Source organism: Streptomyces sp. DH10 (assembly GCF_029813805.1).
In the GTDB taxonomy this organism is placed as follows: domain Bacteria; phylum Actinomycetota; class Actinomycetes; order Streptomycetales; family Streptomycetaceae; genus Streptomyces; species Streptomyces coeruleofuscus.
Genome location: NZ_JARVKU010000005.1, coordinates 169,425 through 185,829, shown reverse-complemented (window position 1 = coordinate 185,829; position 16,405 = coordinate 169,425). Strand labels below are relative to the sequence as shown.

The window sequence follows — 16,405 nt, the reverse complement described above, 5'->3', positions numbered from 1 at the left end:
GCGGCGCGGGGCGAGGTCGTGGCGGCCGGTGGCGGCGCGGTGTCGCCGGGCGCCGGGCAGCCGGCCGGTCGGCGCGTCGAGGACGCGGATCACCCGTTCTCCTTCCTGAACCGCTCGTACGCCTTGTTGTGCAGGTCGACGAGCTGCTGCATGTTCTTCGACTTCAGTTCGGCGAGGTAGGCGTTCCATTCGGACAGGGGCCGCTTGCCGAGGACGAACTGGAGGGTGTTCTGGATGACGTGGTCCTTGAGCGGGGTGTCCCAGAGGGTCGACTGTTCCTGCTCGAAGGACTGGAGCGGGTGGGCCGGGTCGATGGGCAGCTGCTCGCGCTGGGACATGGCGTCCTGGAACCTCTTCTCGTCCGGGCTGAACGAGGAGGAGACCAGGGCCCAGCTGCCGCCGTAGGTGAAGACGCCGTTGAAGAAGCCGTAGTCCTTCTGGAGGTCCTTCGGGGCGTCCGCATCGGAGCCCATCAGGGAGATTCCGGGCTTCAGCTCGGGCCGGCCGCCGGACTCGGTGTAGGTGACGCCCTCGACGCCCCACTTGCAGAACTTCTGGCCCTCGTCGGAGTACCAGAGCCAGTCCAGGAACTGCATCATCGCGACGAAGCTGTCGCTCTTGAGGGCCTTGCCGGCGACCATGACGCCGTTCTCCAGGCGGGTGCCGCCGAGCACCACCGGGCCGGCCGGTCCGAGGGGCACCGGCACCATCTCGATCCTGGCCCCGTCGACCTGCTTCTCCAGGTTGTAGCGGTAGTTCTGCACCAGCTCCTGGGGGTTGGCGCTGATCGCGTAGGACTTCTCGGCGAGCAGCTTCTGCACGGCCTGGTCGTCGGTCTGGCTGAAGCTCTCGGGGTCCATGAGCTTCTCGGCGACGAGCCCGCGCAGGTACTCGACCATCCGGCGGTAGCCGTCCTGGGCGCCGGTGAAGACGAACTTCTGCGCCTTGTGGTCGAAGCTGATGTTGTCGTACGCCCATCCGGCCCGGACGCCGAAGGCCTGGCCCAGGTAGCCGAACAGGGCGCCGCAGGGGAACGGGGTGTTGGTGCTCCAGCGGTCGGAGAAGGGGTACGTGCGGGGGTACTCCTCCCTGAGCGCCTTGAGGACGTCATGGACTTCGTCCCAGGTGGTGGGCAGGCTCAGGCCGTGCTTGTCGAGGACGTCCGTGCGGAAGGACAGCGAGTAACCCGCCTTGGCCTTCTCGTGCAGGCCGGGCAGCAGGTAGTACTTTCCGTCGGACTGGCGGATCGAGTCGAGCTCGGGCTCCAGCTTCCATTTGCGCACCTTGTCGCGGAAGTTGGGCATCAGGTGCACGTAGTCGCTCACCGGGAGGATCGCGCCCGACGAGACGAAGGCGACCTCGGAGGGGTGGTACGTCTTCGGGATCAGGAACGGGGCGTCGCCCGCGCCGATGAGGACGCTGCGCTTCTTCTCGTAGTCGGCCAGCGGGACGTCGACCGGTTTGAGGGTCACCCCGGTGCGCTTGGTGAGTTCCTTCCAGAACAGCCAGCCGTCCTTCATCGGGTAAACCGGGTTGTTGTTGTGCAGCACCGAGAAGGACAGCGGCTTGGCGGCCTTGAACTGCTGCCCGGCCCGGTAGTTCTTCATCGCGCCGTTCTGCTTCTTCGACAGGTCCTTGCCGTCCCCGCCGTCATCCCCGCTGCCGCAGCCGGTGAGCGTGGCGAGCCCGATGAAGCCGGCGGCGGCGAGTATCTGACGCCGGGAGAGCTGTCCTGCGTTCTGCACGGAGACTCCTTTGTTCCGTAAGCGAGTTGATCCGTAAGCGAGTGGGCCCGTGGGCGAGTGGGCGCGTTGGCCCGTGGGCGAGTTGGCCCGTAGGCGCGTTGAGGAGGCGGCATCAGCCCTTGACCGCGCCGAGCATCACGCCCGAGACGAAGTAGCGCTGGACGAACGGGTACACGCAGAGGATCGGCAGGGCGGTGAGGACGATGGTCACCGACTGGATGTTCGCGCCGACCTGGCTCAGCTGCTCCGTGCCCGCGCCGGCGTTGCCGCCGCCGGTGGCGCCCTGGATGAGGTTGCGCAGATAGACGGTGACCGGCATCAGATCCGTCCGGTCCATGTAGAGGAAGGCGCTGAACCAGGAGTTCCAGAAGGACACCGAGTAGAACAGCACCATCGTCGCGACGACCGCCTTGGACAGCGGCAGCACGATCCTGAGCAGGGTGCCGTACGTGCTGAGGCCGTCGATCTGCGCGGCCTCCTCCAGTTCGGTCGGCAGGTTCTCGAAGAAGGCCTTCATGACCAGGAGGTTGAAGACGCTGATCGCGTTGGGCAGGGCGATCGCCCAGACGCTGTTCTTCAGGCCGAGGCTGGTGACCAGGATGTAGTTAGGGATCAGGCCACCGGTGAAGAACATGGTGAACACGGCGATCCCGACGAGTACGCCTCGGCCCTTGAGGTGCTTCTTCGACAGCACGTAGGCGTAACAGGTCGTCAGCACCATGGCCACGGCCGTCGCCACGACCGTGTACAGCACGGTGTTGCCGTAGTTCCGCCAGAACATCGAGTCCTGGAACACGATCTCGTACGTGGTGAGGTTGAACCCCTTGGGCAGCAGGGTCACCTCACCGGCCCGGATCTGCCGCTCCCCGCTGAAGGACCGCGCGAGGATGTTGACGAAGGGGTACAGGGTCACCAGCACGACGAGGGTGAGGACCACCCCGTTGACTCCCTGGAAGACCCGGTAGGAACGACTCGGCTTCACCACAGGCTGGTCCCCACTGTGCGGCGCGAGAGCTGGTTGGCGGACGTGATGAGGATCAGGCCGATGACCGCCTCGAACAGTCCGATGGCGGCGGCGTAGCTGAAGCTGTTGGACTCCACGCCGGACCGGTAGACGTACGTCGAGATCACGTCGGCGGTCGGATACGTCAGCGGGTTGTACAGCAGCAGGACCTTCTCGAAACCGACCGCCATGAACGCGCCGACGTTGAGGATCAGCAGCGTGACCATGGTGGGCCGGATGCCGGGCAGGGTGACGTGCCAGATCTGCTGCCAGCGGTTGGCCCCGTCGATGCGCGCGGCCTCGTACAGGTCCTCGTCGATCGTGGTGAGCGCGGCGAGGTAGAGGATCGTGCCCCAGCCGGCGGTCTGCCAGATCTCGGAGCCGACGTAGATGGTGCGGAACCACTCGGGCTCCTGGATGAAGCGGATCGGTTCATGGCCGAACCAGCCGAGGATGTGGTTGACCGGGCCGTCACTGGCCAGCATCTGCATGGTGATGCCCGCGACGATCACGATCGACAGGAAGTGCGGAAGGTACGACACCGACTGCACGAACCGCTTCAGGGAGCGCCGGCGCACCTCGTTGAGCAGCAACGCCAGCACGATCGGGACCGGGAAGCAGAACAGCAGCGTGAGCCCGCCGATCCACAGGGTGTTGCGGAACACCTGCCAGAAGGTGGGGTCGCTGAGGAACATCTGCACATAGCGCAGCCCCACCCACTCCTCGCCGAAGATCGACCCGCCCGGCTCGAAACGCCGGAAGGCGATGACGTTGCCGATCATCGGCAGGTAGCGGAAGACCAGGAAGAACAGCAGCGGCAGGATCGCCAGCGAGTACAACTGCCAGTCGCGGCGCAGCGCCCGCCGCCAGCCGGTCCGGGCGGGGTCCCGCTTGCCGCGTCGGGGTGCGGCTGGGGCCGGAGGCGGATTCTCGGTGCCCGGCGGGGCCGACGTGGTGGACGTGCTCATTGCTCGGGCCTCCCGGAGCATGGGACGCGGAACCGAAACTTTCGAGCTCTTACCGGTAACTTCGCGGCAACCTAAGGGCAGCAGAAAGCGCTGTCAATGGGTGCAGCGGCAGTCGGTTGAGGCGCTTGTGCCGCGTTGGGATCACATCGAACCTGGGTAGACCCCAGGGACCTGCCACCCGTCGTCCGCCGCAAGTTTCTGGACGACCACCGATTCCTGCGAGGTGCCGTCGTGCCCGCTTTCGACCTGCCGCTGACGGAACTGGAGCGCCATCGCCCGGACGTCGCGGAGCCCGCCGACTTCGACGCGTTCTGGCTGCGCACGCTCAAGGAGGCCGGCCAATCGGACCCGCTGGTGTCGGTGCGGCCGGTGGAGACGGGCCTGCGGCTGACGCGGACCTGGGACGTGACGTTCCGGGGTTTCGCGGGCGACCCGGTACGCGCGTGGTTCAGCAGGCCGGCCGGGATCGAGGAACCCCTGCCCGCCGTCGTCGAGTTCGCCGGGTACGGACGCGGCCGGGGCCTGCCGCACGAGCGCCTGACGTGGGTGAACGCCGGGTACGCGCACCTGCTCATGGACAACCGCGGCCAGGGCGACGAGTACGGCTGCGGCGGCGATACGCCCGACCCGCACGCCACCGCCCCGGGCGGCCCCGGCCCGGCGGTGCGCGGCCTGCTCGCTCCCGAGGACTACCACTACCGGCGCCTGATCACGGATGCGGTGCGCGCGGTCACGGCGGTCCGGGAGCTGCCCGGCGTCGACCCCGCGCGGACCGTGGCCGCCGGCAACAGCCAGGGCGGCGGGCTGGCTCTGGCGGTCGCGGGGCTCGTCCCCGACCTGGCGGCGCTGCTCGTCACCGCCCCGCTGCTGTGCGGCATCCGCCGCGCGCTCGACCTCACGGACGCGGGGCCGTACGGCGAGATCGCGTCCTACCTCGCCGTCCACCGTGGCGCCGAGCACGACGCCTGCCGCACGCTCTCCTACGTCGAGGGCGTCTCCTTCGCCCGTCGCGCGCAGGCTCCGGCTCACTTCGGCGTGGGGCTGCGGGACACGGTGTGCCCGCCGAGCGGGGCGTACGCCGCGTTCAACCGCTATGCCGAACTGACCGGCACGGACCCGCGCAAGGAGATCCACGCGTATCCGTTCAACGGGCACGAGGGGGGTGACGCGGTGCAGGTGCGGCGCCAACTGGGCTGGGTGCGGGAGGTATTGGGCGAACCGGAGTGACGCCCGCACCGTTCGCGGTCACCGTTCGGGGTTCGCCGACCTGAGGTCCGGCCGGGACTCGGCCAGGGCCTGTCCGGTGAGTCGGCAGGGACCTCTTGTCTGCCTTCTAGGCTGGCGCTATGGACAACGGGCTCGCTCACGAGGAAAGCGCCTTCATCAACTTTCGACGCTACGTCCCGGATCCGATGGAGCACGGGTTTCGGTGGGTCGACATCAAGCAGCTCCGCTTCGCCGCAGAGTCCGTGGACGATAGCGGGCTGCTGGCCGCACTGATTGGGCATGAGCAGTTCCGGGACGACTATGCGGGTGGCGGAGTGCTGCCGGACGGGCCCCGCCACGGTCCTTACTGGCTGCGGTTGATCACGCCTGACCTGTACGAGCCCATCAGCCATGAGAAGGCCGTGCAGATCCTGCGGGAGTGGATGGAACCGCTCTGGGACGTGTCCACCGAGTTGGAGGCAGATCTGCAGCGGGAGGTGTTCGCCCGTCTAACCGCAGCCGATGGCATCTACTACCTCAGCGAGCTCGGTGACGAGGCGATTCATGACTGGGGACGCGTGCACGACTACTTCCACGAGTTCGTGCTCATCGACCGCTCGGCCGAGCGGATCACGCTCATCGTCGCCGCCGACGACTGAGGCAACCCTCGGGGCTTCCTCTGCGGTGGCTGTCAGGCCCCAGCGACCCGAGGTCCGGCCGGGACCCGGTTCGTCGACCTGAGGTCCGGCCGGGACTCCGGGTGCGGGACGCCGACCCGCCCTGAGGCCCCGCGATTCGGAGTTAATCCCCGTCAGAGTTACTCCCCGTCGGAGTTACTTCCCCACCGGGGACTCCGCGGTGCAGCCGCCCGCGGTCACCAGACCATCGGCACTCTGCTCCTCGAGCACCTTGCCCTTGTGGATGATCTTGCAGGTGACCTGGGCGCCTTCGGGGTCCGCGGCGACCGGCATGACCGCCGCGGGCATGATGCCGCGCAGCGTGACCGTCTTCTTCCAGGGCAGTTCGGGCTTCGGCACCGACTCGACCTTCGGCTCCATGGCCTTGCCACCGCCACCGTGGAACTCGATCGAGTCGACGTTCTTCCCCGTGACCTCGTAGGTGACTTCGTACGTCTCGTCCACTGCCTTGTCGACCTGGTCGACCGCCTCGGAACAGGAGCTGAGAGCGAGCGCGAGACCGGCGGTGGCGACGGCGCAGACGGCTGCACGGATGGTGCGGTTCACAGAGATCCCCCCGGATCATGAAAGGTCGGATCCGCAGCCAACCGTGAAGGGGAAGCAAAGTCAACTTCACAGAATCCGACGCCAGTTCGTCAGGCGGCAGTGAGGCCGGATGCGCCGACCCGGGCGCCCGCCCGTCCTGACCGGCGCTCTTGCGCCGCAGCCGTAGACAACCGCGCCGCCCGGCGCTAACTTCCGCAACAGCGGGATGGGAGCGCTCCCATAACGGTGGACCGGAACCCGCCATGGAGTCGCTCCCATCCCGCGCATCCGCGCACACGCATCCACAGGCCCGTACCTCGAGGAACGGACGATGCTGTCATGATCATGACAAGAAACGCGGGGGGATCCCCCACGCCCCGATCAGCGCTCTCCACCCGGACCAGAGCCCTCTTCCTGGTCCTGCTCTCCCTCCTCGTCACCGTTCCGGCCCTCGGCCTGGTCATGACGGCCGGTGGCGAGGCGGAGGCGCACGGCACCCCCATGAAGCCCGGCAGCCGCACCTTCCTGTGCTGGCAGGACGGTCTGACCGACACCGGTGAGATCAAGCCGGTCAACCCGGCGTGCCGGGGCGCGCAGCAGGTCAGCGGCACCACGCCGTTCTACAACTGGTTCTCGGTGCTGCGCTCGGACGGCGCCGGCCGCACCCGGGGCTTCGTACCGGACGGCGAGCTGTGCAGCGGCGGCAACACCAACTTCACCGGGTTCAACACGCCCAGCAAGGACTGGCCGCTCACCCACCTCACCTCGGGCGCGACGGTCGACTTCTCGTACAACGCCTGGGCGGCGCACCCGGGTTGGTTCTACGTCTACATCACCAAGGACGGCTTCGACCCGACGAAGACGCTCACCTGGAACGACATGGAGGAGCGGCCGTTCCTGAGCGTCGACCACCCGCCGCTGAACGGCTCCCCGGGCACGGTCGAGGCCAACTACTCCTGGACCGGCAAGCTCCCCGAGGGCAAGTCGGGCCGCCACATCATCTACATGGTCTGGCAGCGCTCCGACAGCCAGGAGACCTTCTACTCCTGCTCGGACGTCGTCTTCGACGGCGGTAACGGCGAGGTGACCGGCATCAAGCAGCCGGGCACCCCGAACGAGCCGGTGCCCGGCACCTGCACGGCCACCCGCAAGACGACCGGCAACTGGAACGGCGGCTACCAGTCCGAGGTGACCGTCACCAACACCGGCACCGTCCCGATGCTCGGCTGGATGGTCGACTGGACGCTGCCGTCCGGCCAGCGGATCGAGAACCTGTGGAGCGGCAGCGCCACCTACAACGGCCAGTCGGTGATGGTCCACAACGCCGGCTGGAACGGTTCCCTCGATCCGGGCAAGAGCGCGACGTTCGGCTACACCGTCTCCGGATCGGGCGGTGACAGTACGACGAGCCTGCCCTGCCGGGTCGGCTGATCCATCGCTTCGGGCGGGCCCGGTGGCCGTCGGTCACCGGGCCCGTTCGGTCCCCGGCTTCAGGCTTCCCCGCCTCATCAGCCACCAGGTCAGCCCGCCCGTGGCCACGCCCGCGAGCAGCAGTACAGCCACGTGCCACACGGGCAGTTGCACCTCAGCCGGGTTCTGGACGTCCGTGTTGACAAGGACGGTGAGGACCAACGGGTAGCCGAGCGTGACGGCCGTGCCGGCGCCGACCGCGGCGGTCAGCCTCGACTTCGAATTCTCCTTGGAGACCAGGACCAGGACGGTGAACAGCAGTCCGAGACCGACGAGTACCCCACCGCCGACCCACAGCGCGGCGGCCCGGCTCGTGAAGCCGTCGGCCGCACCGTCCCCCGAGAAGTGGGTGGCGATCCGCCCGGGCAGCCGGTCGTAGCTCGCCAGAAACACACCGACGTAGGCAGCGGTGGCGATGGCGAACGGAGCGGCGGTCAGGGCGCCCCTGCGGATGACGGACATCTGACTCTCCCCCTCGTGTCGTTGTTCTTCGTGTTGCTGTTCTTCGTGCCGTTGTCCCTATCCGAATGGAACAGCTGGGCCGGACACCCCCTGGCGGCCTGCCGTCGCGAGGATGCGGCGCAGTGCCGTGTGGGCCGGTGGGCTCCAGGTCGGCTTGCCGCCGGGGCAGCCGGACGGCCAGGTCGTCACCGAGGCGCCAGAGCTGGTTGTCCCACCCAGCCGCGCGCGCCGAGCCGTGCAGGGAGATCGGCCAGGTCGGGGTGCCGGTCGCGCAGCAGCCCCTTGATCATGCCGCCGTGATCTCGGTTTCGGTGTGGGCCATCCGGCGCAACGTTAGCGGGGCGGCGGCTCACGGGAGACCGGGTGGCGGCTCGCCGGACACGCGAGTGGCCGGAAAACGCGGGATGTGCCGACCGAGCCGGTCCGTCGATCGCCCCCGGTCCCAGTCTGTCCCATATGTCGCTGTTATCCAGGTGTGCGATTCTGTGTGTGGGTGCCCTGCCGCTCATGTGGGGCGTGGATCCGCCGCGTCGTCGTCGCCTGAGTTCCGGGGACTCCCACCTGCCGGTAGCTGCGGCATGGACGGGAGGTGGATGCGGACATGCCCCATTTCGGCGATGCCCGGGCCGCGGCCCCCGGCCTTCGGGCGCCGGGGCACGCGGGCACCGGTTCGTCTCGTCGCACGCCGGAGTCCGCCGCACGGGAGCGGGTCCTGGCGTTCGCCGGGGTGGCTCTGGCGGCGGTGTACGTACGGAGCGAGCACGGTGCGGAGCTCCGGCTGGTGGAGGCGGCCGGCGGCGAGCCGGAGCGGTACGGGTTGCCGAGTCGCGTGCGGCACGGCGGGGGCACTTCGCCCGCTCCGGAGCCGGGCTACGCGGCGGCGTCGGGAGACAGTGGGCCCGCCGTGGTGGAGGCCTTCCGGAGCGGGCGGCCGCTGTGGCTCGCGAGCCGGCAGGAAGGCGGAGTCGCCGGTGCGCCGCTCGGGGCGGTGCCGCTGGGGGCCGCCGGCGGCTGGCTGGGGTGCCTGGTCGTGGTGGGAGAGGCCGGGGAGGGGTTCGGGGCCGAGCAGCGGGAGTTTCTGGAGCGGTATGCCGAGGCGGTCGCCGGACGGCTCCGGGGAGAGGCCGACCGGTCCGCCCCCTCCCCCCTGCTGGACTCCGCCCTGCGTGCCCTGGGGGTCGGTTCCTTCGCCCTGACCCCTGGGACCGGGCTGGTCGAGACCGACCCGGCCCTGCTCGAACTGGTGGGCGTCCCCGAGGGCGGCTTCGACGGCAAGACCGACTCCCTGCTCTCGTACAGCGTCCCGGAGGACGTCCCGGCCCTGATGTCGGTCATCGAACCGTCCGCGCAGACCCCCGGGCGCCGGGAACTGGAATTCCGTACCCGCCGGGCCACCGGCGAACTGTGCTGGCTGCGCCTGAACTGCCGCGTGCTGAAGGGACCCGACGGCTCCCCGGAGCGGGTGCTGGGTGTGGTGACCGCGGCACCCGTGCTGCGCCGGAGCGCCAGCGACGTCGCCCGGATCCAGTGGCTGACGGCCGCGCTCGACGACGCCACGACGGTCCGGGACGTCAGCCGCGTGGTGGTCGCCGCGCTGCGCGAGCCGCTGGGTGCCGACCGGGTGGCGCTCGCCGAGCTGCTGGAGGAGCGGCTGGCGGTCACCGTGCTCGATCCGCCGGGGGCCGGCGCCTGGCCGGAGCTGTGGCGTTCCGAGTGGCGCTCGGAGTGGCCCGACGCGCCGGTCACCGCCCTGCCCACGCTCCAGGCGGCGCTGCGGGACGGGCGGATGAGCCTGTGGCCGGCGGGTGCCGTGCTGGAGCCCGGGCTCGCGGGGATCGGCCCGGGCGGGCTCGCGGTCCTGCCGCTGCCGGCGAAGGGCAGGGTGGCCGGGGTGTGCCTGGTCGGCTGGGACGCGCCGCACGAGTTCGCGCCCGAGGAGCGGGCCCTGCTGACGGCGACCGCGGGGCTGGTGGGGCAGGCCCTGATCCGCGCGCACGCCTACGACGCCGAGCAGGAACTCGCGACGATGCTCCAGCGCAGCCTGCTGCCGCGCCGACTCCCCGAGTTGCCCGGGGGCACGGCCGTGGCCCGTTATCTGCCGGCCCGGCGCGGGCTCCAGGTGGGCGGCGACTGGTACGACGTGATCGCGCTGTCGGATGGGAAGGTGGCCCTGGTCATCGGTGATGTGCAGGGGCACAGCGCCGGAGCCGCGACGATCATGGGTCAGATGCGTACGGCGGTCCGGGCCTACGCCGTGGAGGGTCATCCGCCGGATGTGGTCGTCTCGCACGCCAACCGGCTGCTCGTCGGCATGGAGACCGACCTGTTCGCCACGTGCTGTTACGTCGAGCTGGACATGGAGGAGGGCAACGCGCTGTTCGTGCGGGCCGGGCACCTGTCCCCGCTGGTACGTCATCCCGACGGCGGCACGGAGGAGATCGCGGTCGAGGGCGGACTTCCGCTGGGCGTGCTGGAGGACGCGGAGTTCCCGCTGACGGCGTTGGCGCTGGCGCCCGGCTCGGTGCTCGCGCTGGTGACGGACGGGCTGGTCGAGTCGGCCGAGCTGGACGTGGACGAGGGGATGCGGATCGTGCGCGAGGCGCTCGCCGCGGCCGATCCCTCCGACCCGGGCCGGATGGCGGACGAGTTGCTCGGCGAGGCCGGCCGCCGGGAGGACGACGTGGCGTTGCTGCTGCTGCGCTACGACGGGATGCGGGTGCGGCCGGTGCGGGCGGGCTGGGTGGTGTGGCGGCTGCCGGACGCGGTCATGCACGCCCGCCGGTTCAGCGCGCGCACGCTGCGTTCGTGGGACGTCGTGGACGAGGCCGACACCGTTCTGCTGGTGGTGTCCGAGCTGGTCACGAACGCGCTGGTGCACACGCAGGGTGCGCTCCGGCTGGATCTGACCCTGGCCGCGGACCGGTTGCGGGTGACCGTGAGCGACTCCTCGCCCCGGGCGCCGGCCAAGCCGGTGGTCGTGGACTGGGAGTCGACCGGCGGCCGGGGGCTCTTCCTGGTCGAAGCGGTGTCGGCGGCCTGGGGGTCGGTGCCGGTCGGCGGCGGCAAGCAGGTGTGGAGCGAGATCGTCGTGTCACGCCCCGACCCTGAGGCGGATCAGGAACCGGAAGCGGAGCCGACGCCTGAAGCGGCACCGTGGGTCGAGCCCGAAGAGGAACGGGAGCCCGGACGGGGCTGGGGCATCGGCCGCAACCGGAGCTGGGGCATCGGCCGCAGCCGCGACCGCAGCGGAGGCAAGGCCTCCGGCCGATCCCGGAGCCGAGACCGGAACCCGGGTTCGGACGAGGGCCAGACGTCCGACACGCACAAGACCCGGACCCCTGGTCCAAGCCGGAGCCGAAACCGGAACCCGGACCCCGACGAGGGCCAGACCCCCGACACGCACGACACCCGGACGACCCCCGACACGACCCGAAGCCGAAACCGGAACCCCGACCCCGGCCCCGACCAGGACCAGACCCCCGACACGCACAAGACGCGGAGGCCCCCCGACCCAGCCCGAAGCCGAGCCCGAACCCCGGGCCCCGACCCGAGCGCGGGCGAAGGCCGAACCGACCCGGCCCGGGAGCCGAATCCGGACGCGCGTGAGGGCCGAGCCCGGGCCGGCACCGGGCGCCGGACCGGAGCGGTCCCCGGGGACCGGAGCGTTCCCAGGAGGGAGGTCCGGGATGAGGAGCCGTAGATGGGGGCTGGGCGCCGGGCTCGTCGCGATCGTCATGGCGGTGTCCCTGGCCGGGTGTACCGAGGACGGCGGGCAGGGCGAGGACGGGTTCACCGTCGGGCTGCTGCTGCCCAGCCGCGCGGTGCCCCGCTGGGAGCAGTCCGACAAGCCCTTGATCGAGAAGCGGGTGAAGGAGCTGTGCGCCGACTGCACGATCGCCTACGCCAACGCGGAGAACGACGCGGCGAGCCAGCGGCAGCAGATGAACTCCATGATCACCAGGGGTGTGTCCGTCCTGATCCTTGACGTCGTCGACCCCAAGGCGCTGCGCTCCTCGGTCCGCGCGGCGGACCGCGCGGGCATCCCGGTCGTCGCCTACGACCGGCTCGCCGAGGGCCCGATCTCGGGTTTCGTCAGTTTCGACGGCGGCCGGGTCGGCAGACTCCAGGGCGAGGCACTGCTGAAGGGTATGGGGGCCAGGGCCGACGACGGCGGGGTCGTCATGGTGAACGGCGATCCCTCCAGCCCCAACGCCGCCTGGTACGAGGACGGCTCGCGGTCCGTGCTCCAGGACAAGGTGCGGATCCTCAAGTCGTACAACACCATCGGCTGGCGCACGGAGAACGCGCACGACCACATGTCCGCCGCGATCAGTGCCCTCGGCCCGAACCGGATCGACGGCGTCCTCGCGGCCAACGACTCGATCGCCGCCGGCGTCATCGCGGCGCTGAAGAGCGCCCGCGTCTCGCCGCTGCCCCCGGTCACCGGCCAGGACGCCGACCTCGACGCCGTGCGGCGCATCGTCAAGGGCGAGCAGTACATGACCGTCTACAAGCCCTTCCGGCAGGAGACCGAGGCGGCCTCCGCCATGGCCATCGCCCTGGCGCGCGGCAACGACCTCGACGCCCTCGTCACGACGACCGTGGACAGCCCCACCACGAAGGACGTCCCGGCGGTGCTGCTCGACCCGGTCTCCGTGACGGCCGGGACCATCGGCCGGACCCTCGTCCGGGACGGCATCTACACGATCGACCAGATCTGCACCCCGAAGCTCCGGTCGGCCTGCGACCGGATCGGACTCACCCGGTGAGGGAGGTATCCCGTGGCCCATCCACCCGTCCTGGCGTTGCGCGGCATCTCCAAGCGGTTCGGCGGCGTGCAGGCGCTCGTGGACGTCGACCTCCAGGTCCGGGCCGGTGAGGTCGTGGCCCTGGCGGGTGACAACGGCGCCGGCAAGTCCACGCTGATCAAGGTGATCTCGGGCGTGAGCCCCGCCGACCGGGGCGTCATCGAGTGGGAGGGGCGGCTCGTGCAGATCAAACGCCCGCACGACGCCCACACCCTGGGCATCGCGACCGTGTACCAGGACCTCGCCATGTGCGACAACCTGGACATCGTGGGCAATCTCTTCCTCGGCCGGGAGATCGACCGGGTGGGCATCCTGGACGAGGTGGAGATGGAGCGCCGCGCCCGCGACCTGATGCGGACCCTGTCGATCCGTATCCCCGACGTGCGCATGCCGGTCGCGTCGCTGTCCGCCGGGCAGCGGCAGGCCGTCGCGATCTCCCGCTCGCTCATGGGCGCGCCCAAGGTGCTGCTGCTCGACGAGCCCACCGCCGCCCTGGGCGTCGAGCAGACCAGCCATCTGCTCGACCTCATCGAGGAGGTCCGCGACCGCGGTATGGCGATCATCCTCATCAGCCACAACATGGGTGACATCAAGGCCGTCGCGGACCGGGTCGCCGTGCTGCGGCTGGGCCGCAACAACGGTCTGTTCGACGTCAGTACCGTGACGCAGGAGCAGATCATCTCGTCCGTCACGGGGGCGGCGGACAACGCCGTGGCGCATCGTACGAAGGGCGACGAGGAGGCGTGGCCGTGACCGGGGGCGGACCGCCCCGGGGTGGTGGCGCCGGGCCGGTCGCGCCCGGCCGCGGGCCGCGCACCCGCGGCTGGCCCGGCGGCCTGCGCGACTACGCCCTGGAGATGCGCGGCAGCGTGCGGGACGCCGAGCGCGGGCCGCTGCTGGTGGTGGCCGGGCTGATCGTGATCTGGATCGTCTTCCAGGCGCTGGACGACAAGTTCCTCTCGCCGCGCAACCTGTCCAACCTGAGCGTGGACATCGTCGGGACCGGGCTGGTCGCCGTCGGCATCGTGTTCGTGCTGCTGATCCGGGAGATCGATCTGTCGGTCGGCTCGGTCAGCGGCCTGGCGGGGGCCGCGTTCGCCGTGCTGAACGTGAACCACGGGATGCCGGAGGGGCTCGCGGTGATCGTGGCGATCGCCGCGGGCATGGCGGTGGGCGCCTTCCACGGGTTGTTCTTCGCGTGGCTCGGTGTGCCCGCGTTCGTCGTGACCCTCGCGGGGCTGCTGATCTGGAACGGCCTCACGCTCGACCTGCTGGGCGCGAGCGGCACCATCAACATCGACGAGGAGGGCCTGGTCGCCTCCCTGACCAGCCGGCATTTCGGTGACGACGTGGCGGCGTACGCGGTGGCGGCGCTCGGCACGGCCGGGTACTTCCTGGCCGCCCACCGCAAGCGCGCCCGGCACCGGGCCGCCGGGATGCCGTACCGGCCGACGGGCGAGATCGGGCTGCGCACCGGTCTCCTCGCGGTGCTGGCCTTCGCCGCGGCCCACACGCTCAACCGGTTCCAGGGGCTGCCGCTCGCGCTGCTGATCTTCCTGGTGGTCCTCGTCGTCTCGGACTACGTGCTGCGCCGCACCCGCTACGGGCGGCGGGTGTACGCGCTCGGCGGCGGGGTCGAGGCGGCGCGGCGGGCGGGCATCAGCGTGGAGCGGGTGCGCGTGGCGATGTTCATGGTGTCGGGGACGCTGGCCGCGATCGGCGGGCTGTTCGTGGCCTCGGGCCTGACCTCGGCGAGCCCCACGACGGCCCGTGCCGCAGGCTCCGGGATGCTGCTGATCAACGCGATCGCCGCGGCCGTCATCGGCGGTACGAGTCTGTTCGGCGGGCGCGGCTCGCCCTGGTCCGTGCTGCTCGGTGTGCTGGTCATCCAGTCGATCGCCTCGGGCATGGGGCTGCTGGGCGTGGAGGACGCCGTGCAGTTCATGATCACGGGCGGGGTGCTGCTGGCCGCCGTCGCGGCCGACGCGCTCTCCAGACGCGCGGCGGCCCGGCGGGGTCGCCCATGAACAGCACGTTTGTCCAGAAATGCCTAAAAACCGGTAAAGATGGGTAGGGGCCGAAGTGCCATGAAACGCAGCCGCCTCGTCCGGTTGGCCGTGGCCGCCGCAGCCGTCACCGGCCTGGTCCTGTCGGGCTGCGGGGACACGGACCCGCAGCCGCCCGGCGGATCGAACGGCAGCATCAACGTGCTCAGCGTGGGCAATCCGCCGATGCAGGACCTCAAGAAGCTCACCAAGAAGTACTTCACCGCTGAGACCGGCATAGAGGTCAATTACACGCTGCTGCCGGAGAACGACGTCCGCAGGACGATGGACCGCGAGTTCGCACGCCAGGGCGGGCACTATGACGTGGCGAGCGTGAGCGCGTACGAAGTGCCGATCTACTCGGAGCGCGGCTGGCTCGCCCCGCTGGACTCCTACGTGAGGGCGGACAAGGACTTCGACCAGGCCGACATATTCCCCAACCTCGTCGCATCGCTGACCGGGGCCGACGGCAGGCTCTACGCCCAGCCGTTTTACGGGGAGGGTTCCTTCCTGGCGTTTCGCAAGGACCTCTTCCGCCAGGCCGGCCTGTCCATGCCCGCGAACCCGACCTGGGAGCAGGTCGCCTCGCTCGCGGCCAGGATCGACGGCACGCACGGCACGAGCGGCATCTGCTTGCGCGGTCTGCCCGGATGGGGGCAGAACCTGACGCCGATCAACACCGTCGTGAACACCTTCGGCGGCGCCTGGTACGACATGGAGTGGAACGCCCGGCTCACCTCACCGGAGTTCCGCAATGCGGTGCGGTTCTACGTCGATCTGGTCCGCGAGCACGGTCAGCCCAACGCCCACCGCATGGGCTTCCTGGAGGTCCTCGACGCCTTCGTGGCGGGCAAGTGCGCCATGTGGTACGACGCCACCGTCCTGGCCTCGTCGGTCGAGGCCGACGGCTCGGCGGTCAAGGGCAAGGTCGGCTATGTCCCGGCGCCGCACGACAGGACGGAGAAGGCCGGCTGGCTGTGGACCTGGGCGTGGGGCATCCAGAAGGCCAGCAAGAACAGGGACGCCGCGTGGGAGTTCATCTCCTGGGCCTCCTCCAAGGAGTACCAGGAGCTGGTCGGGCAGGAGGTGGGCTGGACCGCGGCACCCGCCGGGAACCGCAAATCGCTCTACGCCAATCCCGAGTACCAGCAGGCGGCCGGCGCCTGGTACCGGCAGGAGTACACGGCGGCGACCGACTCCGCCGACCCGAAGAACCCCGGCGTCGGCCCCCGTCCCTACCCCGGAATCGGCTTCGTGGGCATTCCCGAGTTCGCCGTGCTGGGTACCGCGGTCTCCGAGCAGATCGCCGCGGCCATCGCCGGGAAGCAGTCGGTGGACATGGCCCTGGCCAAGTCGCAGGACCTCGCCCAGGCCGCGGCGGCGAAGTACCGGGGCGAGTGACCCGGCGGTCACCGTCGTTCGGAGAGTGCCGGCACCCCGGCGTGCGGCTTCCGGGCCCGCTGAGGGAACCCCGT

12 protein-coding genes and 2 pseudogenes are annotated in these 16,405 nt (G+C 70.2%); 8 read left to right on the top strand and 6 right to left on the bottom strand.

Annotation, left to right across the window (positions count from 1 at the left end; translation table 11 throughout):
* Positions 1–89: 89 nt before the first annotated feature.
* The 3 genes from QC385_RS12635 to QC385_RS12625 all read right to left on the bottom strand — a co-directional run bounded on the left by QC385_RS12635 (position 90) and on the right by QC385_RS12625 (position 3,716).
* A complete protein-coding gene (locus QC385_RS12635; protein WP_279541389.1) occupies positions 90–1,745 on the bottom strand; it encodes an ABC transporter substrate-binding protein in 1,656 nt (551 codons plus the stop codon).
* Between the two features lie 112 nt (positions 1,746–1,857).
* Complete coding sequence (locus QC385_RS12630) at positions 1,858–2,730, bottom strand: carbohydrate ABC transporter permease (RefSeq protein ID WP_279541388.1); 873 nt, start codon at positions 2,728–2,730, stop codon at positions 1,858–1,860.
* Positions 2,724–3,716 (bottom strand): ABC transporter permease, encoded by a 993-nt coding sequence (locus QC385_RS12625; protein WP_279541387.1) that lies wholly within the window; start codon positions 3,714–3,716, stop codon positions 2,724–2,726. Before QC385_RS12625 ends, QC385_RS12630 begins: the two co-directional genes overlap by 7 nt.
* Before the next feature lie 231 nt (positions 3,717–3,947).
* Here QC385_RS12625 and QC385_RS12620 point away from each other — a divergent pair, with 231 nt between their 5' ends.
* Both QC385_RS12620 and QC385_RS12615 read left to right on the top strand, forming a co-directional pair.
* The gene (locus QC385_RS12620; protein WP_279541386.1) at positions 3,948–4,943 is read left to right on the top strand and encodes an acetylxylan esterase; all 996 of its coding nucleotides are present in this window, start codon (positions 3,948–3,950) and stop codon (positions 4,941–4,943) included.
* A 119-nt stretch (positions 4,944–5,062) separates the two neighbouring features.
* Positions 5,063–5,581 carry a hypothetical protein gene (locus QC385_RS12615; RefSeq protein ID WP_279541385.1) on the top strand — a complete coding sequence of 173 codons (519 nt, stop codon included), beginning with the start codon at positions 5,063–5,065 and terminating at the stop codon, positions 5,579–5,581.
* A gap of 174 nt (positions 5,582–5,755) precedes the next feature.
* Here QC385_RS12615 and QC385_RS12610 read toward each other — a convergent pair whose 3' ends face one another.
* On the bottom strand, positions 5,756–6,166 hold the full coding sequence (locus QC385_RS12610; protein ID WP_279541384.1) for an MmpS family transport accessory protein: 411 nt from the start codon (positions 6,164–6,166) through the stop codon (positions 5,756–5,758).
* A gap of 318 nt (positions 6,167–6,484) precedes the next feature.
* On the opposite strand from QC385_RS12610, the gene QC385_RS12605 reads away from it, so the two are divergent.
* A complete protein-coding gene (locus QC385_RS12605) occupies positions 6,485–7,576 on the top strand; it encodes a lytic polysaccharide monooxygenase auxiliary activity family 9 protein (protein ID WP_443032890.1) in 1,092 nt (363 codons plus the stop codon).
* Positions 7,577–7,609: 33 nt separating this feature from the next.
* On the opposite strand, the gene QC385_RS12600 is transcribed toward QC385_RS12605, so the two are convergent.
* Entirely contained in the window at positions 7,610–8,077 is a 468-nt protein-coding gene (locus tag QC385_RS12600; protein WP_279541383.1) for a DUF1648 domain-containing protein, read from the bottom strand.
* 163 nt (positions 8,078–8,240) lie between these two features.
* A pseudogene (locus QC385_RS12595) lies at positions 8,241–8,399 on the bottom strand (aminoglycoside phosphotransferase); the annotation flags it as partial.
* Between the two features lie 279 nt (positions 8,400–8,678).
* Here QC385_RS12595 and QC385_RS12590 point away from each other — a divergent pair.
* The 5 genes and pseudogenes from QC385_RS12590 to QC385_RS12570 form a co-directional block, all read left to right on the top strand.
* Positions 8,679–11,183 (top strand): annotated as a pseudogene (locus QC385_RS12590) (SpoIIE family protein phosphatase); the annotation flags it as partial.
* Between the two features lie 580 nt (positions 11,184–11,763).
* Positions 11,764–12,846, top strand: coding sequence for a substrate-binding domain-containing protein (locus tag QC385_RS12585; protein WP_279541382.1), 1,083 nt, complete (start codon positions 11,764–11,766; stop codon positions 12,844–12,846).
* Positions 12,847–12,858: 12 nt separating this feature from the next.
* Entirely contained in the window at positions 12,859–13,638 is a 780-nt protein-coding gene (locus QC385_RS12580) for an ATP-binding cassette domain-containing protein (protein ID WP_279541381.1), read from the top strand.
* Complete coding sequence (locus QC385_RS12575; protein ID WP_397698706.1) at positions 13,635–14,912, top strand: sugar ABC transporter permease; 1,278 nt, start codon at positions 13,635–13,637, stop codon at positions 14,910–14,912. Before QC385_RS12580 ends, QC385_RS12575 begins: the two co-directional genes overlap by 4 nt.
* A gap of 60 nt (positions 14,913–14,972) precedes the next feature.
* On the top strand, positions 14,973–16,331 hold the full coding sequence (locus QC385_RS12570) for an ABC transporter substrate-binding protein (RefSeq protein ID WP_279541380.1): 1,359 nt from the start codon (positions 14,973–14,975) through the stop codon (positions 16,329–16,331).
* Positions 16,332–16,405: the final 74 nt, after the last annotated feature.